Below are 23,252 nucleotides of genomic sequence, written 5' to 3'. Positions count from 1 at the left end.
AGTCGGGTGGGACGGGGAGTGCCCCTCGCTTCCCCGCCAGAGATTGGACCTGCATTATCAGGCCTGACACCCGTCTCCAGCAAGTGCGAACCTGCGCGGTTCCGTGCCATAGCAGGCAACCGCTGAGGTCGTTCGCCCCGCCCCTCGAGCAAGGGCGCTGCCAGAGGGCGGGGGACGAGGCAGAAGGCACGGCTCGTATGTCATGCCCGGAGCCCGTTGCCTGACGCTTCGTTCTTGTGCCTTGTGCCTGTTACGGCCGTTTTTCGCCCGCCGGAATGCGAAACGGCAGCTGGTTTTGCGGCGGCGGCAGGGGGCAGGTTGCGTAGTCGGTGAATGCACACGGCGGGCTGTATGCCCTATTGAAGTCCACGACGACCGCGCCGCTCCCCGTCTTGGGAAGATCGGCATACAGGTACCTGCCGGCATGGTAGGTCTCGGTTTCGCTCGTACGGTCGCGGAAGATCAGGAAGAACTCCTCTTTCTCGTCGGTCTCGTACAGGGCCTCGAGGCGCACGGTATGGCCGTCGATTGTCAGCTCGATCCGGCCCGGGTTGATCATCTCGAACGTGCCCCCCAGCACGTTCGCGATCTCGACGCGCCGTTCGTCGTGCGGGATGAACCGGCCCCTGACCCGGTACTCCGGCTTGACCGGATACCAGCGCAGGCCTCTGAACTCCCGGCGACGCGCGTTCTCCGTGTCCCGAAGCCTGATGGCATGCCGGTCGCCGCGCTTGATGGGGAACATCGTCAGCGGGCCGAAGCGCACGAGGCCCTCGTGCTCGGCCGCGGCCACGCCCGGCGCGGCCGTGAACGTCACCGTCTGCCGCTTCAACTCGAAGCGGCCGAGCCGCGGCGGCGCGGCGCCGGGCAGCACGATGTCGTTCGATGCGGCGCTGCCGGCGGTGTTGATGCCCTCCTTCAGCCAGTACAAGCCCGCGACGCTCAACCACCCGTCGTCGGCACGCAGCGCCGCTTCGCGCCCGGCGCGCCACTTCTGGATTTCAGCGACATACCCGTCAACCGCGGGCTGTATCGCCAGCGCCATTACAATGAGCAGTGTGTTCATAGGTCACGTTGCCGTGGGTCTTGCCGCCAAGCGGATTGCGCCGCGTGTTTCGCTGGGTACCCTGTTTGTCGCCGTCTCGTTGGTCGATCTCCTCTGGCCGATCTTCCTCGTTCTCGGCCTCGAGCACGCTCGCATCGATCCGGGGAACACGGCGTTTACGCCGCTCGATTTCTATGACTATCCGATCACCCATAGCGTTCCCGGCGGCCTGCTCTGGGCCGCGCTGGCGGCGGGCCTGTGGTACTCGCGGCATCGCGCCGGGCGGGCTGCGCTTGTCGTCGCTGCAGCCGTGATGAGCCACTGGGTGCTCGACTTCGTCAGCCACGGTCCGGACATGCCCGTGCTGCCGGATGGCCCTCATGTCGGGCTCGGATTGTGGAACTCCGTTCCCGCGACGCTGCTCGTCGAGGGCACCCTGTTCGCCGCAGGCCTGGCCGTTTACGTCCGCTCGACGCGGCCGCGCGACGCGGTGGGCCGATGGTCACTGCTCGGCCTTGTCGCGTTTCTCCTCGTCATCTATCTACTGAACGCGTTCGGTCCTCCGCCGCCGGACGCGCGCGCGCTCGCCTACGGCGCGCTTGCCGCCTGGCTGCTCGTGCCGTGGCCGTACTGGATCGACCGCCACCGCGTCGCCTTCGGCGCGTCCGGCCCCATGTAGTCCCGCTCGCGCCGGCGGATCGCCTTGTAGCGTGCGAACGCCGTTCGCTCGTCCTCGAGGCCGAGAATCGTGCGCACGCCGCACCCGCGGAACGTGTGAGCGAACATCCGTCTGGCGTGCCTCAGCACGAACGCGGGATCGTGGCGCAGCACGTTCGGAAAATGCCGCGACTTCATCCATCGCTCGGCGCGCCACCGCAGGAACTCCACGTCCTCGGCGGCGAGATGCCTGGTGCGCACCACCGCGGTCGTCCCGTCGTATTCGTCCACATTCTCATTGACGATGAGGCCGTGCTCCCGGAAGTCCTTCGTCATGGGCGTCCCCGGATACGGCGTCGGGTGCTGGATGTAGGGCCAGTCCACGTGCTCGCGCGCGAACGCGAGGTTCGCTTCAATTGATTCGCACGTATCGTCGGGGTTGCCGACGATGAGCCCCCCGACGACGAACATGCCGTTTCGCCGGATGTGCTCGCACGCCCGCGCGCTGGCGTTCCCCGCCGCCCGCCCGCCCGCCCGCGCGGTATTCTTCGCCGTGGCCTTGAGAAACGCCAGGTCGCGCTCGACGATGTTCTCGATGCCGAGAAACACGTAGCGGAACCCCGCGCGGCGCATCAGCGGCGCCAGCGCCTCCCCGTGAGCGGCAATGGACGATGTCATCGCCTGCACGATGTAGTCCACGCGATTCAGCCCGGCAGCGATGATCGCCTCGCACAGCGCCTCGAAGCGGCGCACGTTCAGCGTGATGTTGTCGTCGACGATGAAGATCGTGCGCGCGCCGTGCCGCTGCGCATCGGCGATGTCCGCCAGGACGCGGTCGAAGGCCCACGTTTCGAAGTTGCGGCCCCGCATCTCGATAATCGAGCAGAAGCTGCAGTCGTACGTACAGCCTCGCGATGTCTCCACGATGTCGATGTGCCGGCCGAGGAACGTGTACCCGCGCAGCACGCGCGCGGCGCGGTTCGGCGGCCGGATCTCGTCGCCGAGCCGGCTCACCGGGCGCGGAGGGTTGCGCACGACCTCGCCGTCCCGCCGCCGCCATGACAGCCCCGCGATGCCGTCGAACGGCTCCGCTCTCTCCAGCGCGCGCAACAGATCGCGGAACGTCAGGTCCCCTTCCCCGCGCACGATGAAATCCACGCCTGACTCCGGCCGCTCGTACTCCTCGGGCGCGAGGCTCGCATCGTATCCGCCGACGACGACCCGCGCGGATGGCGACAGGTCCCGGGCGATGCGAATGATGCCAAGGGCGGTTCGCCGCTGAAACGTCATGATCGAGAGGCCGACGACCTCCGGCCGCAGTTGCGCCATCAGCTCGCGCACCGTCGCCGCCACGCGGTTCTGCACGCAAATCAGGTCGGCCACGTAAACCTGGTGATGCGCGTCCACGTTGCCCGCCAGCGAGGTCAACGCCGCGTTCGGCATCCGCATGGTCAGCGCGGGCGTGTGCTCGAAGGAGTCGGGCATGGAGAGGAGGAGGGCTCTCACGTCAGGGGCTGGGATTTAGGCTTCAGGGTTCAGGGTCAATGAGGGTGAATGCTGCGCCCGTCGCGACTGCGAGTCAAGCAAGCCGTTTGAGAAGCTCTACCGTGGCATGATGGTCTCCCTGAACCCTGTGATGCGCCGCATCCTTCACGTCGACATGGACGCCTTCTACGCGTCTGTTGAGCAGCGTGACGACCCGTCGCTGCGCGGCAGGCCGGTGGTCGTCGGGGGATCGCCCGAGCATCGGGGCGTCGTGGCCGCGGCGAGCTACGAGGCCCGTGCCTTCGGTGTGCATTCGGCGATGTCGATGGCCAAGGCGGCCCGCCTGTGTCCCGAGCTGGTCATCGTGCGGCCGGATTTTGCGAAATACACCGCTGCCTCCCGCCAGGTGTTCGACATCTTTCGATCGGTCACGCCGCTCGTCGAGGGCTTGTCGCTGGACGAGGCGTATCTCGACGTGACCGAGAACGCGTGGCACGAGCCGCTCGGGGTGAACGTGGCCAGGCGGATCAAAGAGGCGATCCGCGAGCGCACGCAGCTCACCGCGTCAGCCGGCGTTGCGCCGAACAAGTTCCTCGCGAAGATCGCGTCCGGATGGAAGAAGCCGGATGGCCTGACGGTCATCGCGCCGGAGCGGATGGAGTCGTTTCTGCAGCAGCTCCCGGTCGACGCGCTCTGGGGGGTCGGGCCGGTGACCGCGCGGAAGTTGCGCGCGCGCGGGATAGAAAGGCTGGTGGACGTCCGGAACGCGGATCCGAGGGTCCTCGAGGAAGCCGTGGGCAGCTGGGCGGATGGTCTCATCGATCTCGCCCACGGCCGCGACGACCGCCAAGTCGAGCCGAACCGCCCGGCGAAGTCCTGCGGGACGGAGAATACTTACGCGAAAGACCTCACCGACATCGACGAGATGCGCGAGTCGCTCGGCGAGATGGCAGACGAGTGCATCCAGTGGCTCGAACGAAAGCGCCGCGTCTGCCGCACGGTCACGATCAAAGTCCGGTACTCGGACTTCACCACGATCACGCGAAGCCGGACGTTTCCGGCCCCAACCCGCGATGCCGCCCTGATCCGCGCTGCCGCAATCGACCTGCTCTCCAGGACGGGCGCCGCGACGACCCCGGTGCGCCTGCTCGGCGTCAGCGTGCACAACCTGCTGACCGACGAAGAAGCGGCGGCCGGCTGGCTGCCGTTTTGAAGGGTGCCGTTTTGAAGGGGACAGTCACCCTTTTCGCGAGACCCGGACGAAAAGGGTGACTGTCCCCTTCGCTCTTTCAGCTGACTCCCGCCGCGAAACCCGCAGAACTCCTTTTTCAAAACAAGCCTCGGAGTTTTCTGCGTGTTCAGCGGTGAGAGCTCGCGTTCGGCGTTTTTCAGGGTTCCGTCAGAACTCCACCGCCAGGGGACACCAGGCTGCACGCACGTTCGGCCCATACGTGCATCGCATCGATCCAGTCATCGCTGATGTCGCAGGCGTTCCGAAGAACAGGCCGCCTTTGGCTTGGCAGCTACGAATCATCAACACACTTGAGACTTATCGTCAGCGAACACCGAAGTCAAAGATCTTTCTGGGCGTAAGGCCTGTCTGACCTGATCCTGTGACCTGGGGAACCACCAACAGCGAGTACTCCCCTTCGGGCAGCGCCGTTTTGGGCGTCACGAAGTAGATGTCCCTGTCGAGGCGTTTGGCATCAACCAGAAAAATGTCCTTCTCCGCGAACCCGGCTTGTGCTTTGCCAAAACCAGCCGAGCCGACTTCAAGCTCCCGCCGTCCCTGTTGCTGTTTGACCGTGAAACGAACGAGATAGTACTCACCTACTGACTCATTTTCGGCAAGGTGTACGTAGAATCCTGGCGACTGACTCACCTGAAGATCGGCGCTCAACCCAGGCAGCATCGCGTTCAACCTGGCCTTTTTGATTCCGAATGTCAGCCGGCTCACCGCCGTGCTACCGGTTCGTGTCTGGTAAGGCGTCTTCGCCTCGATTCGGTGCACCGAACGATCCTCGGCATAGTAGACGCCGTCCTCGGTTCGAACGGCTGCCGGAATCGCGGGCAACACACCTGCAAGAGACTTCTTCTCGGAAGACACCGCCGGTGAAACCCTTGCAGGGCTCGCCGCATCCGCCGCGGCAGAGCCGCCGTTCCCGGCGCGGGCGTCACCCGCTTGCATCGACAGAATCAACGTGTCAGATGCCCCTGCCTTTTTCAGCGTCACGAGGCCGGCCGGAGTCAGATCGAAGTTCTTTGCAGATGCTTGGCGGATCGCCTCCATGATGACCTGTTCCGACAATCCGGCCGATATCATCTGAATGACGTCACCGTTGGTCATCTTCGCCGATGACACGGCGGCCCGACCAGACGGCTGCGGTTTTGGAGTGGTTGTTTGGTTGTCTGATATGGGGGCGATCAGGCCAACACAAAGTGCGATAGCGGCCGCAAGAGACATGCACGTTCTCCTTGCTGTGTTGGAAGAAGGGCAGTCTACGGCTGATAGGGAATCAGGTCAAGGCGATCTGAGTCCCCGCGCAGCACGTGATGAAAGCCGGTCGTGAAGCAGGCTTCGGCTTCGCTCAATCATGCGCAGCGGCGTCACGGCAGCGGCCTGGCTGACAGCCAGTCTTGGACCCGTGCTTTGTGCGCTCCGTTTCCCGCAAGATACCTCGTCGTCTCGTCGACGAACGCGCGGCGATCCGGTGAGCTCTCGTCCTTCCCGGCGGCAAGATCGCGTAGAGCTGCGAGACGGAGCACCACTGCGGCATCGGACCAGGACTCTTTCTGCTGGCTGGTGATTTCGCGCACGAGTTCCGGCTTTCCCTGCAGTGCTGCAACCAGCACCCGCCGGTCGAGTAGCGCCTTATGCGTCGGCCATCGGTCGAGCCCCTCCAGCACGATCGGTTCGGCGGAGCTCGGACGTCCGAGTCGCAGCCAAGCGTCGATGGCAGCGACATAGGTGGCCGGTTCTGGGTCTGGCGCCAAGGTCGCCATCTGCCACGCGGCTGCGGCCTCCGCGTCGCGTCCCGAAGCAGCATGGCATACACCAAGTAGAAACATCGTCGGCCCGAAGTCCGGCGCAAGGCTGGCAAGCCGGTTCACGGCAGCGTGCCCTTGCGGCACTTGCCCAGCAAGGAGGTGCGCCAACGATTCAAGGACATGATTCTGGATGTTCTCGCTGGCGCCACCTGCCGTAAGCGACGGCAATGCGTCAGCGGCAACCGGCTGGTCCTGACGCAAAGATGCGACAATCGCCTGGCGGTCCCTATTCAACGCACCGGTGCGCGCGGCCAATTTGTCGAGAATACCGTCCAGCCGGTCGCGAAGGAGGTCGCGAAGTGTGAAGGCGCGGATCTGTGAGGCCGCTTCGTTCTGCAGGACGGGCGCGGCTCCTGCCGCTCTGGCACGGGACATCGACGTGGCGCGACTGAGCCGGACCGATCCCCTCCACGAGCCGAGGGGCCTGTTCGCGTCATCACCCACCTGCACTCCGAGGGTGTACGTTCCCGGTGCGAGCGTGGCGACCGGCAGCTCCAGCTTCACGAGTGACGGTGCCCCTGCCGCGAGTTCCGTTTTTGACACCCGGCTCGTCGCGACTGCCGCTGCTCCTTCCGCGAACAATTCTGCTCGTATGTTCACGCTCGGCGACGACTGCGATGTCGAGGCGTATAGCTCGATGGCGACCGACAACGTATCGGCCACCTCGATGTCGTCGCCGGCTCTCGGAGAATCGACACTCTCTGGCGTACCGATCACCGGATCCGAGAAGACCACCGTGCCCGCTGTGTTGAGGCGCGCCAGCAAGCGGTGTTCGATCGATCCGCCACGCCCCCGATCATCGAGGGCGGCGAGATGGAGCGTGTACTCCCCCGGTGGCAGCACCTCGGATACTGCCATCCGCGTAATCGTCTGCCCTGAGTGGGCGCGGCGATCGCGCGCGACTCCCGCGGACACGGCGTCGCTGTTTCCGCCTGACAGTACGTAGGCCGTTTGAATGGGGCCGGGCCCATCTGCCTGGACGGCGATGAGGAGCCGCAATCCTGCGCGGCCGGCATCTCGGGAAACGTACGTTTTCAGCGCAAGCGGCAGCGACTGATCCATGTCGCGTCCACCGAGCAGCGCCGTCAATCGTTCGTCTGGAGATGTCGCAGACGCAGAATTGGGAGTCTTGGCCGGAATCAGCACGTTCCGCGTCCGGACGACGACGCCTTGGCGCTGGCTGCGTATCTTCACGTTGAGGCCGTCCGCCTCTAGATCGGCCGGATCGAGCTCAACACCGATTCGATAGACTGCCAGCATCTCACCAGCTATCCGATCAAATGCGCGCTGAAGCGCCGGCAATATTTGCCAGTGTGCTCTTGCCTTCAGCCGCGTCGCGTCCGGCTGTTGGCGAGCGGCCCGGCACGGCTACGTCCGACGCATTCGGTCGAACGTATAGCACATGAACGATCACACTGGCGGCTGCCCCCTGGCGCTGGAGGGACCGCCAAGGCATCTGTTCGCCTGGCGCGATGATCCCACCGCTCACAAGCACGAGGTGCTTGATGCCCGGCCAGCGGCTGAGGGCCGTAAGCACTTTCAGGACGGCATTCGACTGAGCCTGTGCCTTCTGCCGCGCCGCGGCCATAATGGCAACGGACTGCCGCTCGATGTCTGCGACGCATAACGCGTGCTCGTTTGGCTTCTCGGTGAACGGCCAACACAGTCGATCGATCGCGCTGTCCTTGGCAAACCGGTTTCGTTCCGAACTGATCTCGATCGCTTCCACGATTCCGATTGCGCCTTCGCGCACAATCGGCCCGACGCCGTAGGACGCGAGCGGCCTTGTGCCGCGGAGGGCCGCGGTCACAAGTGCCGCGATCGACGAAAAGTCCGAGGCGAACGTGAGGGCGCCATTGGTGGAGGTATATCCGACGCCATATTGGTTCGCTTTCGGAGCCGCGGCCGCAAAATCGACGGCGGCCTTGAGAACGCCCATGCCTTCCCCGGGGTCGAACGATTCGTCGTCGATCAGGAAGACCAAAGAGACGGGCGGCGACGGCGCGGGCTGCGTAATGGCGGTTCGATTGCTCACGCTGTCGCGTCTCCCACTCACCGGAGCCGGGCGGTCGCTTCCCGGCGCTGAGTCTCCCAGCAGTTCGATAGCGGTGACGCGACGGCGACGACCGGAAACCTCGACGAGGAGCTCCGATGGCTGAAGATCCCGTACGGGTTGGCCGCGATCGTCCACGGCGATTACATCGAGTGTCTGGATGACGACGCGACTTCTGAACGTGGGCTGGGGCGATGCCTGTGCGCACACCGCGATCATGAGTACGGCGGCGCCGATACTGCTACCGCGAACTCTTGAGAACATACCCCGCCCGCGAACGGACACGGTACTTACGCCGCGCGAGCTCGACACGGAGCTTTCGCCACTCTCCGGGAGCGCCAGGGGAATCCGGAGAGAAGCCCAGCGTGTACAGCTGCGCGAGATCTTCCATCACTTCGCGGAAGGCTTCGTCAGCCTTGTCCAAGCTCGAGAGAAAGATCGCCCTCCCGCCGCTGGCCTCCGCCATTGACTTCAGCTGGTCGCGAAGCGCTGGCAGATCGGCGGCGGATCCGTGTCCAACCACATAGAGAACGACATCGTCGGCCAGGAGGCGCTGTTCGACCCGCGTCGGCGAAGCCTGGCTTGACCGGTCTTCGCCGTCCGTGAACACGACGAGCGACCGCCGGCCCTGTCGGTCCGTCAGCACGTCCAACGCAGAGAACATCGCGTCGTACAGAGCCGTACCACCCCAGGACGCCAAGCGATCGATCGCTCGGTGCCGCGCCGCCGCTGAGGCGCCGCGCGGCGCGATCGTGAAAAATGCCGTGTTAAACGCGGCGAGCGTCACAGTATCGTCTGGCCGCAGAGCAGCGAGGAACGTCTTGACCGCCTGCTGGACTTTCCCCAACTGATCCGCCATGCTGCCGCTGATGTCCACGGCCAGAATGATTTCGCAGGATGACCCTTCTGGAGCAAAGAACGTAATCGCCTGCGCGCGGTCGTTCTCGAAAAGCGCGAAGTTTTCCCGCTGCAGCCCCGGTACGAAGCGGCCGCGGGAATCCCGGACCGACACCGGCACGAGTACCGATCTGACCTCGGAGGTTTCAACCAGTGGTACGTCAGCTGTCGACATGGTTCTCACGATTCGCCGGCCCGACGCGAGTATCGCCACGACACGGATCGTCCGCTGCCTCAGTTCCGGACCGACAGTTGTGTGACACCGGTACGGCGGGGAGGTCAGCCGGCAAGCCAGCGCGCCGTCAACGGCAACCGTGATGGAAACGATTCGGTCGTTCCCAGGCGTGGCATCGAGGTAGATCGTCGTTTCGCCCACGACATAATCGGTGGGCGTCGGAGACACGATCTCCAGACTCGGAACGGGAGGATTCTGCGCAGTGAGCACTACGCTCAGAACCAAGGGCGTCGTCGTCCAGGTCATTCTCGTCCGGCGGTCGCGGCACGAGTGGTCGCAAGCTCACGGGTGGACACCAGCGCGAACAGAAATTGCTCCTCGCGATCCCGTGCGACCCCACGCACGAGCCGAGCCAGCGCTGCCCAGTCATCCTCGACAAACGGAGCGAACCTGTCCAGGACATCCGTGATGGCGGCGGCGAGTACCGAGGGGAACACCGCGACGGGCATCCCGACTTCGACCAGCAGCTCGGCCAGCCTGATCGACAGATCTGCCGCCGCCCTTGCAAGCGTCCTATCAGCCGCCGAAGAGCGAAACCTCTCTAGTTTGGGAAAGCGTGTACACCAGCAGCCGTCCTTGACGGTTGACGCGATACCGAGAATCGACAGCGCGTCAGGAGTTCGACGAGCGTGATCTGGTCGGCAACGGCGCCGCGTTCGTGTACCTCCGACCACCTCGTGATGGCGGCACGCCGCGCGCCGACCACCTCGGAGAGGTTGGTTTCTTGCGAACGCCGCATCTGCTGCCAGCGCTCGCGGCCGCGCTGAACCGCGGCAACGAGTGCAGGCAGGGGATCCGCACCGTCAGGTGTACTGTTCCTCGACGCCGACAAGGCCACCGTCTGCAGCATCGCAAGAACGTCCGCTTCTGGAACAACGCCGGGTTCCGCGATGTTCTCGCCAGCAAGTCGCCGCAGCAGCGACCTGCCGAGCGCGACGTCAAATCCAATAAGGGACCCCGTGAGAAATCCGCCGCGACCGTCGTCCGCCTCGAGCTCAGCCGGACGCCAAGGGACGGCAACAACGCCTCTCGTCTTCAGCCCGAAGCCAAAATCGTGTCGCCTCCACAGATCGGCATACTGATCCGGTGCACCTAGGGCGGCGCCGAGTCGACCCGCGTACAACAGCGCCGGTATTACATCGGCGAGTGTCACGTCAGAGAGCCACTTCAGAACAGGTGCAATCCTTTCGGCACGCCGTACATCCTTGTCGCGTTTGATGCGGTCGAGATCCTTGAGGACTTTCGTCAGATGGTCCGCACCACTACGGGGTTTCTTCGGTGCGGGCCCGGTCCCTGCCGGGAGCGGCGCCTTGAATGCCGTTAGTCTGGCCCGAAGCTCCACCGCCGTTCTCCTCACCTGCTCAACCTTTTTCGCCGACGCGAGTGCTTCGGCCCCGCGCGCAAGCGCCAGAACATCGTCGAGCGATGGCCGCAATTGGATCCGCGCGATCCGAAGCGCACGGGCACTCTGAGCGCCTTGGATGTCGACGCGGTATGCCAGACCTTCCCATTCAACGGTTTGTCCAGCGGCAGCTACCGGGCCTGCGAGCAATGGAAGCAGGTTCGCCTCAAAGCTTTCGCCGGCGGCTGCTTCCCGAGACAAACGAGGCACCAAGGTAGTGTCAAGCCATCGAGCCAGCCGCCCCTCGAAAGCACCGCTGCCCGACGGTTGCACTGCCGCTGCGCTCTTCAACCACGACGAGACGGTTTGGACGTCCAAAGCTCCGGTTCGCCGTAGCGCCTCCAGCAGGGCCACAATCCCCTGCCATTGCTGAATCGCTAGAGCGCTCTCCTCGGACTGGCCGTCGCCCAGGCGCTCGGTAGCGCGCGCGAGGGCCGCGAGCAGTCCAGGGTCGCGGAGTCCCATGCGTTCGAATCCGAGCATCAGCGACGGGTATCTCCGAAACGCGATCAAGCCAACGAGCACGTCGGCAGCCTGCTGCTTTGTGGGCGTGGCATACATGCGCTGGGCGAAGCGGACCAGATCGAACCGTGCTCGAGTAAGCTCCGGATCGGCGAAAACCATCCCCATGATCCAGCTCGTGGTGATCAAGCCGTCGTTATCCAGATCACGAACCGTGCGTTCCGGCCGTTCCGGGATGTCGTTCCGATCGAGCACCTCGCGCCACAGGCGCTGCCAGGGCGGACCGAGGAGACGACCATCGCGACCCCATTCAAGATCGATGAGAGCTGCGGCCGGATCGAATGCGACAGGAATCGGACGTTGGCGAATGTCCCACGCCGGGGGCGATTGGCGGAAGATCTCGTAGAGGCGCTCCGCGGCCTTTTCGGAGGACTTGCCCGTCTGGTCGAAAAAAGCCCTGCGGACGTCTACAGGGGGCAACGATTCGACGGCGGAGTAGAAATACGCGAGTCGGCCGTCATCGTCGTTGAAGATGCGGCGGATGAACCGCTCGGCGTCTGCCGGCGCGGTACCGACGATCCGTTCCCAGACCCGTTCGCAGGACACGCCACCGGGTACCGCGACGGAGCGTCCCCTCACGGTGAGTGACGAGGCAAAAACGGCAAATACCCGACGATCGCCGTCGACCAGGTCATGAGCGAGCGACGGACGTGCCGCGATGTATCGTGCGGTTTCGGTGTCAACCGCCGTCAGGCCCTGATACAGGCGCAGCATCCGAACATCACTGATGATGCCCAAGAAAGCGTGCTGCCGCGAATCGCGGTCGAGTACGGCCGACCATTCCGCAGGTGTCAGGGGCGACGGCAGATCGTCACGGGCCGGCAGCAACTGAAGAGTCTCGCCCGCATTCAGTTTCTGGGCGATTGCCGCCGGCTTGAGGCCCAAACACGACCTAAAGAACGCGCGTTGGCCATCACGGTCACTCGACGGCTCGACCGTGATGACCGCCTTCCTTTCGCGCACCTTGAACCCGGCATGTTCAAGGAGATCACGCAGCCTGCGCCCATTTGCCACGTCGCGAAGCGACACACCCTTGGTCGCATCAGCTTTCGCGGCCCGCTCGTCAAACTCGTCCAACCACCTGGCGTACTGCGCGAGGTCCTCGAGGATCGTCTCGGGGAGCGTGTTGAGTGCCACTCTGCGGCTCAGCGCGATCAGCAACTCGGCCCTGGGAATATCGGCGGGCAGTTGTGCGACGCAGCGCAAGGCCGCTGAGCCTCCAGGCACGGACATGGTCGTCCATCCCTGAAACGGCACCGCTCCCGCGGCTGGGAGGGCGAGGCCGGGAGCGTGTACGAGGACAGTCAGCGCAAGCCCCACGAGCCTCATGCTCAGCGCCCTCCGAACAGGACTACTCCGGTGATCGTGGCGGTGGACACGCCCGGGTAATTGAACCCGCCGGAGATCCGAACCTTCGCCGCAGGTGCGAGAATAACTGCGGCCGCCAACTCGAGACGCGCCAGCGGAACCACCGGCAGTTCGGCACCAAACGGGCTGAAAAACTGCCGTGCTGTCATGGTGTCGACTGTGCTGTTTGCGCGATCCTGCCGCCAAACACCATTCCAATCTGAACGCGTTCCTTGATCGTACCGAACGATGCGAACTTGTCGATGCTGACGCCAGACACGGTGATATCGTGGGCCACGCGATCGAATCGCTCGGTACTCGCGCGCGCGTCGTCGTTCACGCGCTTGCGCACGTACACGATCGCCCAATCGCCGCCGAGTCTGCGACCGCGTCCTAATCCGATGCGAAACTCAGTGCCAGTGATGTCGACGTCGTCGGCATCAAATAGTGTTTTGAACTGATCTGAGACCGTCCACCGCGGTGCGAGCGTCGCCTGCGCAGCCCACTGCGAGCCACTGGACTGGGCCGCACACGGCCGAGTGAGGAGCGGGCCTATCACAAGCGCAAGCAGAATACAGGTTCGACGCATCGTGGGCTCCATAGAAACGCCGGCGCCGGACCTGGCCAAGCGCCATGCACGGCGCGGCACGTCGTGTGGAATGAAGTGGCGGGGATTATGGTCCATCTACGCCGGGGCAGCAAGCAAAGCTAACTTGTGACTTGACTAGACCAGATACTTTACGGTGAAAAGAAGAAATGCTGCGCGGCGGCGAGTTGCTTTGATTCCCTTCCGCGGTTTCTGCGTGCTCCGCGGTGAAATCTTCTAGCTGACTCCCGCCGCGAACTTCGTCCTCGCGGAGGCGACGATGACGCTGTACTTCGCCTGCATCAGCTCCCACTCGGTCTCGAGAAGCGAGTGGCGCGCGTCGTTGAGCTCGGTGGACGTGATGACGCCGTTCTCGTACGACACCTCGGCGATCGACAACCCTTCGCGCGCGAGATCCAACGCCTTCAGCTGCGTCGCCACGATCTCGCGCGCCGCCTCCAGCTCCCGGTAGGCGGAGGTGACCTCCAGCCGTCCGGCGTCGAGCGTGGCGTTGATCCCGTGCTGGGCCTGCCTCTCCTGCGCGGCCGCAGTCGCTTTCTGCGCGGCCACGCGCGGCCCCGCGAACAGGGGCACGCTCACCGCGAACGCGAACTGGTAGCTGCGGTTGTCCCCTTTCCACACGCCGCTCCAGGCGTCCTCCTGGTACTGCAGGTTCCCCGTGAAGGCGAGGGTGGGCTTCAGGTTCGCCATTGCCAGGGCCTTCAGCCTGCCCGCGCTCTCGCGCTGGGCGGCCAGCGCCTGCACGTCGGCCCGCGCCGGCAGACGCGCGAGCAGCTCGTCTTCGGGTGGCCCGTCGGTCTGCTGGTCGAGCGAACCGGTGAGCGCCAGCGGCGTCTTCGTGTCGAGCGACAGCACGGCGCGCAGCGCCTGCATGGCGATATCGGCGCTGCTCCGCGCGCGAATCAGCCGCGCCCGCTGGTTGGCGAGTTCCACCTCGGCGCGGAGGACGTCCAGCCGGGCCACCGTGCCCGCCTCGTAGCGCGTCTTCGCGAGGCCGAGGTGGTTCTCGGCGCGGCGCACCCCCTCGTCGGCGACCGAAATGCCCTGCCGCTGGAGCATCGCGCCGTAGTACGCCTCCACGACTCTCAGCGCGAGCCCCTGGCGGGCGCGCTCGAGCTGCTGGCGCGATGACTCCGCCTGGGACGCCGATGCGGCAAACGCGTTCTGCAGGCGGCCGCCCGTGTAGATCGGCTGGGTGAGATCGAAGCGAAACACGTTCTCGCGGACGAACTTCAGCCGGAGGTTCTGCTCGGTCGGCCCGAACACGCCCGCCGGCACCCGAAGCAGCGTGCCTGCCTGCGCGGGCGTGAACAGGTAGCTCGCGTCGAGCGTCGGCAGAAAATCAGCCTTTGCCTCGGACACGCGCCCCTGGGATTCACGCAGCCGTTGCTCGGCGATCTTCAGCTCCTGGTTGCGTTCGAGCGCCATCCGCAGCGCCTCGTCGAACGTCAGCGTGTACCCTCCCGTGTAGGCGCCTGCCTGCAGGCCGGCGCCGGTCCCGGTCCCCTTCACCGGCTCTCTCTCCTGCGCGAACGCGCTCGCCGCCGCGAACACGCCGCCGAGGATCGCGAGGATCAGGAGAACCCCGGCGACCCGCATCGCCGCCGCCGCCGCGGGCGTGGGCGCCTTGCGCCATGCCCGGATGCGCCCGATCGCGCGGTCCAGCAGCATGTACGCCACGGGGACGAGCACGAGCGTCAGCCCGGTTGACGTGATGAGCCCGCCGACCGTGGCCAGCGCCATCGGTGCGCGGAACTCTCCTCCCTCGCCGACCCCAAGCGCGCCGGGCAGCATGCCGAGGATCATCGCGGAGGTGGTCATCAGGATGGGGCGGAGCCGGGTCGGCCCGGCCTCGAGAATCGCGTCGATCACGCTCCTGCCCTTCTCCCGCCGCACCTGGTTGGTGAGGTCCACGAGGAGAATGGCGTTCTTCGTCACGAGCCCCATGAGCATGACGATGCCGCTCCAGGCGGGAAGGCCGAGGTGCTGACCGGTCGCGAGCAGCAGGAGCAGCGCGCCGACGACCGCGAGCGGCAGCGAGAGCATGATGATCAGCGGCTCGGTGAACGACTCGAACTGCGACGCGAGCACGATGTAGATGAACGCGACGGCGAGCACCATGGCGAGCAGCATGCCGTGCGCTGTCTCCTCCATGAGTTCCACGTCCCCCATGAAGCCCACCTGGAAGGTCGCCGGGATGTTCATCCCGTCGATCGCCTCCTGGATGTCCGCCGTGACATCGCCGAGCGACCGCCCCCTCAGGTCTACGCCAATCTTCGCCTGCCGGACGCGCTGCTCGCGGTCGATGCCGCTCGGGCCGACCGCGGGCTCCATCCGGACGAGGTCCCCCGTGCGCACGACGGCGCCCGTGGGCGAGTAAATCGGCGCCGCGCCGACGGCACCGACCTCGTTCCTGAACTCCGGCGCGAGCCGCACGCGGATGTCGAACTCGTGGTCACCGTCGCGCAGCTTGCTCGGGACGATGCCTTCGACCATGCTGCGCATCTGCAGCGCCACGGACCCGACGCTGAAGCCCATGTCGGCCGCGCGGCCGCGATCGACGCGCGCGACCATCTCCGGCTGGCCGGCGACCAGGCTGTTGTTGACGTCCACGGCCCCGGCGACGGTCTCGATCCGGCGCGCCAGCTCGTTGCTGATCCGGCGCAGCTCCGGCAGGTCGTTGCCGCGCACGTACACCATGATCGGCTGCTCGATCGGCGCCCCCTGCATCATGGGGGGATCGGACACGCGGATACCCACAAACGGACGATCCCGCAGCTTCTGCCGAAGATCCGCCTTGATCTGATCCAGCGATCGCGCGCGCTCGTGCTTGTCGGTGGTCCTCACGCGCAGCTGCGATCGCCGGATCTCGCCGTTCACGCCGACGGTGGTGAAGATCTGCCGCGCCTCCGGCTCCTCTGAGACGATCTGCTCGAGCGCGGCAACCTCTTTCACCGCCTCGTCAAACGAGACGCCGGGGGGCAGGTCCACCATCAGGTTGAACTCCCCCCGGTCCTCCTTCGGCATGAACTCCGTGCCCATGAAGAACAGCGTGGAGAGGCTGGCCACGAAGACCACGACGGCCGCCGCGAGCACGCGGTACGGGCGCGAGAGCGCCCACTGCAGCACGCGGTGGTAGAGCCGATCGAGCCGGTCGTACGCGCGCCCCCAGCCCTCGAGCAGCCGCCCGAGCCGCGTGCGCATGCGCTCCTCGGGCGGGACGTACCGGACGAAGCGCGACGAGAGCATCGGGTCGAGCGTGAACGCGATGACCAGAGACATGGCGACGGCGAACGCCACGGTCAGCGCAAACGACTTGAAGAACTGGCCGACGATGCCCTGCATGAACCCGACCGGCAGGAATACCGCCAGAATCGTGAAGGTCGTCGCCATGACCGCCAGGCCGATTTCCGACGTGCCTCGCATCGCCGCCGTCATCGCGTCCTCGCCGTGCTCCATGTGGCGGTAGATGTTCTCGCGCACGACGACCGCATCGTCGATGAGGATGCCGATGACGAGCGAGATCGCCATCATCGTCATCATGTTGAAGGAGAAGCCGGCGACCCACATGAAGAAGAACGTGGCGACGACGGAAGTCGGCAGCGCGAGCGACGTGATCAGCGTCGAGCGCCAGTCGCGCATGAACACGAACACGATCAGCACCGCCATGAGCCCGCCGAAGACGATGTTGGTGCGCACGTCCAGGAGATTCGCGCGGATGAAGCGCGCGTCCTCGTACACCGGGCTGATCGTCAGATCCGGAAAGGCGCTCGCGTGCTTCGCCAGCACGGCGTTCAGCCGCTCGGTGATCGCGACGGTGTTGCCCCCGGACTGCTTCCGGACGGAAAACGACACCGCGTCGGCGCCGTTCAGGCGCGTCGTCGATTTGCGATCCTCGTAGCCGTCGACGATCGCTGCCACGTCCTTCAGCCGCACCGTGGAGCCGGCCTGCGAGCGCAGGATCACCTCGCGGACCTCCGCAACCGAGGCGAACTCCCCCTTGGTGCGCAGCGCGACGTCCTGGCCACCGGTCGTCATCTTTCCACCGGGCAGATCAAGGTTGGCCGCGGCAAGCGCCTCCGCGACGGCCGAAATCGGGAGCCGCAGCGCTTCGAGCCGGCGCGGGTCCAGGTTGACCTGAATCTCGCGGACCAGACCGCCGTTGACCTGGACACCGGCCACGCCTTCCACTTGCTGGAGCAGCGGCTTGAGGTCGTCTTCCACCCGCAGCCGCGTCTTGTCGGCCGGCAGTGACGACGACACCGCGTAGGTGGCAATCGGCAGCGACGCCACGTCAAATCGCGAGATCGTCGGGTCCTCCACCTCCTTCGGCAGGCGGAAACGCACCGCTGATACTTTTTCGCGAACCTCCGCGGCGGCTCCCTGTGGATCGACGCCGAGGTTGAACTCAATCCCCACGCGCGAGAAGCTCTCGTTCGAGCTGGACTCGACCCGCTTCACCCCTTCGATGCCCGCTACCGCGTCCTCGATCGGCTTGGTGACGAGGGTCTCGACTTCCTCGGGGGACGCGCCGGGATGGACCGTCGCGATATTCACGTACGGGAAGCTGACGTCGGGAAACAGATCGACCCCGAGCCGGGTCATCGACACGATGCCCAGCACGACGAAGCTCAGGATGAACATCGTCGCGAAGACCGGACGTTTGATGGAAGTATTAGAGATCCACATATGAATCGGACGTGCGTGTGACGGTGCCCTGGTACCGCGCCTCTGCCCGCTGGCCTCCGTTCATTTCGCGACCGGCCGCACCCGCGCCCCTCCCGCCACGTCACGCCTGGCGTCGGACACCACGAGTTCGCCTGCCTTCAGGCCGCTGACGATCTGGGTGCGCGTGCCGTCGCTGAGTCCCTCGATGACCGTCACGACGCTGACCGTGTCGCCCTCCACGCGATACACGGCGCGGCCGCCGTTCCGGTCGAAGATGGCCTCGCGCGGCACGACGATCCCGTCGGCCCGCGCGACCGGGATGCGTGCGGAGGCATACATGCCGCCGAGCAGCTGCTGCGCGCGGTTGTCCACCCGGATCTCGACCTGGAAATGCCGGTTGCGCGGATCGATCTCGGGCGCAATCGCGGCGAGCGTGCCCTGGTATGTTTCCCCGGGCTTTGCGGGCAGCGTGATCGTGGCCGTCGAACCGAGCTTCAGGCGCCCGGCCTCGAGCTCGGACACGCCGGCTTCAAGCTTCAGCGTGCGGATGTCGGCGACCGACACGACGGCACGCTCCGAGCCCGGTCCGACGAGGGTGCCGGCGTCGAAGTTGCGCTCGACGATCACGCCCGAGACGGGGGCACGAAGCGTGGCATCGCGCTGCACTTCGTGCGCCCGGCGGAGCGCGGCCTCGGCCTGGGCGATCGTCGCGTTCGCGAGATCGCGCTGCGCCCGCGCCGCGCGCCACGCGGTGTCCGCTGCGTCGAGGCGCTGCTTCGGCATCGCGCCCTTTTCGAAGAGATTGCGGGCGCGTTCCACTTCCGCCGCGGCGTTCGTCAGTCCGGCGTCGGCGGCATCGAGCCCCGCGCGCGCGACGCTCACCGCGGCCGCGGCGGCGTCGACCTGCGCGTCGATCTCGCGCCGATCGAGCGTCGCGAGCACGGCCCCCTCGGCGATTCGATCGCCAAGCTGCACGAACACCTTGTCGAGCGTGCCCCCCAGCTTCGCGTGGACGTCCACGCGCGCCTGCGGCGCCAGGCTTCCGGAGAACTCCACGGCGGTTTCAACCGTCCCCGCCGCGACGCGCACCACCGGCACGGCCGGCAGCGGCGCGGCGGCTTCGGCCGCCTGCGTGGCGCGATCCCCGCCACAACCCGCAGCCGTCATCGCCAATGCGGCCATGACGAGCCCGCCGGCCGTGGCGCGCCGGCTCCTTGAATCAAGACGGCACATCTTCGTCTCCCCGCTTGGCCGCAGTGAGCGCGGTCGGTTCGTTGCACTGGGATGGTTTGAACGTGGTCGGAATGCCGGCGCGCAGGCCGGCGAGCGCGGCTTCGAGCGTGTCGCGCGCGAGCGCGTCGGGATCTTCGTCCGGGGCGAGCCGCTGGCAGAGCGCCGCCGTGGCGGGCCCATGCACCGCGGCCCAGAGAATGTGGAACGCGACTTCGGGGTCGGTCTCAGGCGGAAAGACGCCGGCGTCGATCGCGCGCCTCAGCGCCTTGCAGACGTCGTCGATCATCTGGATCACGAACGAGAACCGCTCCCAGTCGCGCCCGATGCGCGGCACCGTGCGGTCCACGAACATGAGATCGAAGTACTCGGGATGCAGGCGCGAGAACTGGTAGTAGCGGAGAAAGCCCGCGCGGATGGAATCGAGCGAGCCCTCGAGTTCGAGGTTCGTAAAGTTGAACAGCGCGCGGAAGCCTTCCTCCGCCAGAGCGAAGTACAGGTCGTCCTTGCTGGGAAAGTAGCTGTAAAGCGCTGCGGGGCTGTACTCGATCTTCTCGGCGATCTTGCGGATCGAGACGCTGCGGTAACCCTCCGCGATGAAAAGCTCGCGCGCCGCCTCCAGGATCTTCTGCCGGACCTCTTCGCGCTCGCGTTCCTGGCGTTCCCTGACTCCCATTGCTGCCACCTCTGGTGAACAGTTCTCAATAACTGAACACTGTTCATCAGACTAACAGCGTTGGACGTCAGGCCAAACAGGAAAGTTCCACAGGACCTAACTTATTACGTGGCAGTAACTTCTGGACCCTTCTTGGCTGAGCGGCGGCGCGATGTGCGCGTGCCGGCCGCTTTCGCTGGCCGCGGATTTCGGCTCTTCCTGGACTTGGCCGCCTGACCTTCGGCTGGTGCGTTCGCGCTCTTCGGCTTCCGGGCCCGCTTGCGCGCGTCCGGCCTCCGCACCTCCGCCTCTTCGGCCTCCACGACGACGGCTGGCCGTGCAGGGGCATCCGCCTCGGCATCGGCCTCGGCATCGGCATCGGCAGCGGCATCATCCAGCAAAGCCGTCTCGAGGAACACGCCATGCTCCTCGGGGGCAGCAATACCCTCGCTGGCGGGCGCGTCTTCCCGTTCGGCCGAAGCCTGGGGCCACGCGGGACCCTGGAACACGCGCAGCGCGCCCTGGCGATCGCGCTCCAGGCGCAGCAGGCCGTCACGTCCGAGCGCGCGAAGCAGATCCACGAGATTGGCGAAGCCGTAGCGCCGCTCGTCGAAGCCGGGCTCGGCCTGTCGCAGCAGCTGCTTCATGTTGCGGATGTACATCGGGAACCGCTGCGGCTTCGAGCGCGCCAGGATGCGGCGCAGGTCGGCGATGCTGCCTGTTGCCGCCGGCGCCGCTGACTGTCCTGACGGGTGGGACAGTCCCACGGTCTCCTGTTCCGGCTCCGCAACGCGTCGAGGCTCCGGGCTCCGCTGGGTGTCCGCGGCTCGCGGTGAGTCGGGACGCTCCGCGGCGCCGTCCTTCAGTTCAACGAGGATGTTGCGCCCCGAGTGTTTGAGGGTGACGAGCCCGGCGCTTTCGAGCTTTTCCGCGAAGTCGCGGAACGAGCTCGCGCCGTAGCTGCGCTCGGAGAAGGTCGAATCGAGCTGGAGGAGCGTGCTCTTGAGCAGCCCGAGCTGGGGCGACACCTCGCGGTCGGCGAGCACTTCGAGCGCGCGTTCCACCAGCGGAATCGCCTGCTCGATGCCCGCGGCGTGCGCCGCGGCGCGTGGCGCGCGCCCGCGGTCGGCCGCCCGCCGCCCGGAACGGCCGGTGGAGATGAGGTTCTCGTAGGCGATGAACTCGTGGCAGTTGCGCTGCATGATGCCGCTCGTGAACGACCGGCCGCCCACGACCAGCACCTTCTTGTCGTACTGCTTCAGCTTCTCGACGAGCGTGATGAAATCGCTGTCGCCGCCGACGATGACGTACGCGTTGATGTGGGGGTGCGTGAACGCCATCTCGAGTGCGTCGAGCGCGAGGTTGATGTCGGCGCCGTTCTTGTCCCCCCCGGGGGTGAGGTTGCGCTGCACCATCTTGATCGCGTGCTGGCTGAGCGAGCGGCTGTAATCGCCGGCGCGCTTCCAGTCGCTGTAGGCCGTCTTCGAGACGACCTCGCCGCGCTCCTTGAGCGCGTCGAGCACGGTGCCGATGTCGACGTTCGTGTTGAGGGTGGATTTGACGCCGATTTCGATGTTGTCGAAGTCGATGAAGACCGCAATCTTCAGACGGGTGTCGGGTGTGACCACAAAAGTACCTGGCCGCGCCAATCTGCGCGGATCCCGCCGGCCAATGGCCGGCGGCTGACGTGTTTATCTGTGCGCGGTGGGAGCGAGCGAATGGGTCCGGAGGTCTTCCCGCTGGAAGTTCCCGCGACGCAATTGCGGCGCTTGTTGCTGGCTGAGCGGGGCCGACGTCAGGGACGGCCGCTGCCAACGCGCGAAATCAGCCGCTATTGTACCGTAGAATTGCCCCGGACATGTCGGCCGTGATCGCGCACCCTCCGGGCGTCTTCTGCTGGCCCGAACTCGCCACCACGGACACGGCCGCCGCCGCCCGGTTTTACGGGGCCCTTTTCGACTGGTCGGCGTCGACCAGGGGAAAGGGAAGCCAGGGCTACACCCTCTTCCAGATCGAGGGGCAGAACGTCAGCGCCGCCAGTCGGATACCTCCGCAGCAGGCCGATCCCACGCCTCGCTGGAACTCGTACGTTTCGGTGGAGAGCGTCGATGAGGTCGCGGCCCGCGCGGTCGCGCTCGGCGGGACGGTAGTGGCCGGTCCGGGAGAGGTCGGCGGCGCCGGGCGGTTCACGGGCATCCAGGACCCCACCGGCGCGGTCGTGTACGCGTGGCAGGCCAGGGAGGCGATCGGCGCGCATCGGCTGAACGAGCCGGGATGCCTCTGCTGGACCGAGCTGATCTCGAACGACGTGGGCGCCGCCGAAGCGTTCTACACGAAGCTGTTTGGCTGGTCGTCTCAGCGTCATCGCTTCAGCGAGTACGTCGAGTTCCTGCGCGGCGACGAGCTGGCCGCCGGCCTGCTGCGCACGCCTCCGGGCCGGGGGGGCGTCGGCTCGCACTGGCTGCCGTACTTTGCCGTCACCGACGTGGATGACACGGTGCAGGTGGCGCGGCGGCACTTCGCGAAAATCCTCGGCCGGCCGATGGACATCCCGATGGTGGGACGCTCCGCCGTGCTCCGCGATCCCCTGGGGGCGACCTTCGGCGTATTCGGCGTGAACCAAGCGGCCTGAGCGCCTCGCCACGATCACAGGCCCTGCGTGGCGGGCGCGGCCCGAAGCGTCTTCTGCCATTCCGCCGCCCCGGCGACGCACATCAGCAGGAAGATCACGTAGAGCACGCTCGTCAGGTACAGGCCGCGCTGGATGTACAGGCCGATGTAGAGCACGTCGGCCGCGATCCATACGTACCAGTTCTCGATGATCTTCTTCGTCAGCAGGTACTGCCCGACGAGGCTGAGCACGGTCGTCAGGGCATCGAGGAACGGCGCGGCATCATTGACGCGTCGCAGGTAGGCGGTTGTCGCTGCCGTCGCCGCGATGGTGACGAGGAGGGCGGCCATGACCTGCGGCAGGGTGATGCGCGACACGTGGAGGGCCGTGTGATGCTCGCCGCCTCGCAGCCATCGATACCAGCCGAGGATGGCAAGCGCGAAGAAGATCACCTGCAGCGCCATGTCGCCGTACAGGCGATGCTCGAAGAAGAGGATGAAGAAGAACACCGCGTTGGCCGCGGCGATCGGCCAGTTCCAGACGTTCTCCTTCACCGCCAGCCAGACGGACGCCGCACCCGTCACGAACCCGAGGATCTCGACCCAGCTCACCCGGAGAGTCTAGCCTACGCGCTCGGGCGGCTTGCCTCGCCGTCCGGTTCGACTCGCTCGGCGCGGGAAACGACCGCCGATTCGCTGTCCTGCCGCACCGCGGGGTGAAGGCGACAAGTGTCGTTCGTTTCGCTCGATGGGAACTAGCGCGTAGTGACGTCGATGGACCGCGGCCCAAC

Annotated in this window: 18 protein-coding genes; 3 read left to right on the top strand and 15 right to left on the bottom strand. The window is 66.0% G+C overall.

Annotated elements, in window-relative coordinates:
• Positions 1-250: 250 nt before the first annotated feature.
• Positions 251-1,066 carry a DUF1684 domain-containing protein gene (locus HYU53_05010; protein ID MBI2220547.1) on the bottom strand — a complete coding sequence of 272 codons (816 nt, stop codon included), beginning with the start codon at positions 1,064-1,066 and terminating at the stop codon, positions 251-253.
• On the opposite strand from HYU53_05010, the gene HYU53_05005 reads away from it, so the two are divergent.
• The gene (locus tag HYU53_05005; GenBank protein ID MBI2220546.1) at positions 1,059-1,724 is read left to right on the top strand and encodes a hypothetical protein; all 666 of its coding nucleotides are present in this window, start codon (positions 1,059-1,061) and stop codon (positions 1,722-1,724) included. The two genes, HYU53_05010 and HYU53_05005, sit on opposite strands and share 8 nt — an antisense overlap.
• On the opposite strand, the gene HYU53_05000 is transcribed toward HYU53_05005, so the two are convergent.
• Positions 1,634-3,208: a B12-binding domain-containing radical SAM protein gene (locus HYU53_05000; GenBank protein MBI2220545.1), complete on the bottom strand. Its 1,575-nt coding sequence runs from the start codon at positions 3,206-3,208 to the stop codon at positions 1,634-1,636. The two genes, HYU53_05005 and HYU53_05000, sit on opposite strands and share 91 nt — an antisense overlap.
• 130 nt (positions 3,209-3,338) lie before the next feature.
• Between HYU53_05000 and dinB the strand changes: the two genes are divergently transcribed.
• Entirely contained in the window at positions 3,339-4,400 is a 1,062-nt protein-coding gene (gene dinB, locus HYU53_04995; protein ID MBI2220544.1) for a DNA polymerase IV, read from the top strand.
• A 342-nt stretch (positions 4,401-4,742) separates the two neighbouring features.
• Here dinB and HYU53_04990 read toward each other — a convergent pair whose 3' ends face one another.
• The 12 genes from HYU53_04990 to HYU53_04935 form a co-directional block, all read right to left on the bottom strand.
• Positions 4,743-5,651, bottom strand: a complete 909-nt coding sequence (locus HYU53_04990) for a hypothetical protein (protein ID MBI2220543.1) — start codon at positions 5,649-5,651, stop codon at positions 4,743-4,745.
• Between the two features lie 143 nt (positions 5,652-5,794).
• On the bottom strand, positions 5,795-7,495 hold the full coding sequence (locus HYU53_04985; protein ID MBI2220542.1) for a hypothetical protein: 1,701 nt from the start codon (positions 7,493-7,495) through the stop codon (positions 5,795-5,797).
• Positions 7,496-7,511: 16 nt separating this feature from the next.
• A complete protein-coding gene (locus HYU53_04980) occupies positions 7,512-8,507 on the bottom strand; it encodes a hypothetical protein (protein ID MBI2220541.1) in 996 nt (331 codons plus the stop codon).
• A 22-nt stretch (positions 8,508-8,529) separates the two neighbouring features.
• The gene (locus tag HYU53_04975; protein MBI2220540.1) at positions 8,530-9,666 is read right to left on the bottom strand and encodes a VWA domain-containing protein; all 1,137 of its coding nucleotides are present in this window, start codon (positions 9,664-9,666) and stop codon (positions 8,530-8,532) included.
• Positions 9,663-9,869: a hypothetical protein gene (locus HYU53_04970; GenBank protein MBI2220539.1), complete on the bottom strand. Its 207-nt coding sequence runs from the start codon at positions 9,867-9,869 to the stop codon at positions 9,663-9,665. Before HYU53_04970 ends, HYU53_04975 begins: the two co-directional genes overlap by 4 nt.
• Positions 9,870-9,961: 92 nt before the next feature.
• On the bottom strand, positions 9,962-12,550 hold the full coding sequence (locus HYU53_04965; GenBank protein ID MBI2220538.1) for a hypothetical protein: 2,589 nt from the start codon (positions 12,548-12,550) through the stop codon (positions 9,962-9,964).
• A gap of 125 nt (positions 12,551-12,675) precedes the next feature.
• On the bottom strand, positions 12,676-12,861 hold the full coding sequence (locus HYU53_04960; GenBank protein MBI2220537.1) for a hypothetical protein: 186 nt from the start codon (positions 12,859-12,861) through the stop codon (positions 12,676-12,678).
• Positions 12,858-13,280, bottom strand: a complete 423-nt coding sequence (locus HYU53_04955; GenBank protein ID MBI2220536.1) for a hypothetical protein — start codon at positions 13,278-13,280, stop codon at positions 12,858-12,860. Before HYU53_04955 ends, HYU53_04960 begins: the two co-directional genes overlap by 4 nt.
• 234 nt (positions 13,281-13,514) lie before the next feature.
• Positions 13,515-17,942 (bottom strand): efflux RND transporter permease subunit, encoded by a 4,428-nt coding sequence (locus tag HYU53_04950; protein MBI2220535.1) that lies wholly within the window; start codon positions 17,940-17,942, stop codon positions 13,515-13,517.
• A gap of 105 nt (positions 17,943-18,047) precedes the next feature.
• Complete coding sequence (locus HYU53_04945) at positions 18,048-19,199, bottom strand: efflux RND transporter periplasmic adaptor subunit (GenBank protein MBI2220534.1); 1,152 nt, start codon at positions 19,197-19,199, stop codon at positions 18,048-18,050.
• A complete protein-coding gene (locus tag HYU53_04940; protein MBI2220533.1) occupies positions 19,186-19,872 on the bottom strand; it encodes a TetR/AcrR family transcriptional regulator in 687 nt (228 codons plus the stop codon). Before HYU53_04940 ends, HYU53_04945 begins: the two co-directional genes overlap by 14 nt.
• Positions 19,873-19,976: 104 nt before the next feature.
• Complete coding sequence (locus tag HYU53_04935; protein MBI2220532.1) at positions 19,977-21,479, bottom strand: NYN domain-containing protein; 1,503 nt, start codon at positions 21,477-21,479, stop codon at positions 19,977-19,979.
• A 230-nt stretch (positions 21,480-21,709) separates the two neighbouring features.
• Between HYU53_04935 and HYU53_04930 the strand changes: the two genes are divergently transcribed.
• Positions 21,710-22,483, top strand: a complete 774-nt coding sequence (locus tag HYU53_04930) for a VOC family protein (GenBank protein ID MBI2220531.1) — start codon at positions 21,710-21,712, stop codon at positions 22,481-22,483.
• 14 nt (positions 22,484-22,497) lie between these two features.
• Here the strand turns inward: HYU53_04930 and HYU53_04925 are convergent, their stop codons facing one another.
• Positions 22,498-23,073 carry a nicotinamide mononucleotide transporter gene (locus tag HYU53_04925; protein ID MBI2220530.1) on the bottom strand — a complete coding sequence of 192 codons (576 nt, stop codon included), beginning with the start codon at positions 23,071-23,073 and terminating at the stop codon, positions 22,498-22,500.
• Between the last annotated feature and the right edge of the window lie 179 nt (positions 23,074-23,252).

This window comes from Acidobacteriota bacterium, from assembly GCA_016184105.1.
Classification (GTDB): Bacteria; Acidobacteriota; Vicinamibacteria; order Vicinamibacterales; family 2-12-FULL-66-21; genus JACPDI01.
The sequence above is the reverse complement of the archived record's forward strand: the minus strand, read 5'-3'. Positions and strand labels throughout refer to the sequence as shown.

Bases quoted from the DNA above. Each gene is read 5' to 3' on its own strand.
- HYU53_05010 (MBI2220547.1), bottom strand. From the start codon at position 1,066: ATGAACACACTGCTCATTGTAATGGCGCTGGCGATACAGCCCGCGGTT.
- HYU53_04940 (MBI2220533.1), bottom strand. From the start codon at position 19,872: ATGGGAGTCAGGGAACGCCAGGAACGCGAGCGCGAAGAGGTCCGGCAG.
- HYU53_04955 (MBI2220536.1), bottom strand. From the start codon at position 13,280: ATGCGTCGAACCTGTATTCTGCTTGCGCTTGTGATAGGCCCGCTCCTC.
- HYU53_04980 (MBI2220541.1), bottom strand. From the start codon at position 8,507: ATGATCGCGGTGTGCGCACAGGCATCGCCCCAGCCCACGTTCAGAAGT.
- HYU53_04950 (MBI2220535.1), bottom strand. From the start codon at position 17,942: ATGTTCATCCTGAGCTTCGTCGTGCTGGGCATCGTGTCGATGACCCGG.
- HYU53_04930 (MBI2220531.1), top strand. From the start codon at position 21,710: ATGTCGGCCGTGATCGCGCACCCTCCGGGCGTCTTCTGCTGGCCCGAA.
- dinB (MBI2220544.1), top strand. From the start codon at position 3,339: ATGCGCCGCATCCTTCACGTCGACATGGACGCCTTCTACGCGTCTGTT.
- HYU53_04970 (MBI2220539.1), bottom strand. From the start codon at position 9,869: ATGCCCGTCGCGGTGTTCCCCTCGGTACTCGCCGCCGCCATCACGGAT.
- HYU53_04975 (MBI2220540.1), bottom strand. From the start codon at position 9,666: ATGACCTGGACGACGACGCCCTTGGTTCTGAGCGTAGTGCTCACTGCG.
- HYU53_04990 (MBI2220543.1), bottom strand. From the start codon at position 5,651: ATGTCTCTTGCGGCCGCTATCGCACTTTGTGTTGGCCTGATCGCCCCC.
- HYU53_04985 (MBI2220542.1), bottom strand. From the start codon at position 7,495: ATGCTGGCAGTCTATCGAATCGGTGTTGAGCTCGATCCGGCCGATCTA.
- HYU53_04945 (MBI2220534.1), bottom strand. From the start codon at position 19,199: ATGTGCCGTCTTGATTCAAGGAGCCGGCGCGCCACGGCCGGCGGGCTC.
- HYU53_04960 (MBI2220537.1), bottom strand. From the start codon at position 12,861: ATGACAGCACGGCAGTTTTTCAGCCCGTTTGGTGCCGAACTGCCGGTG.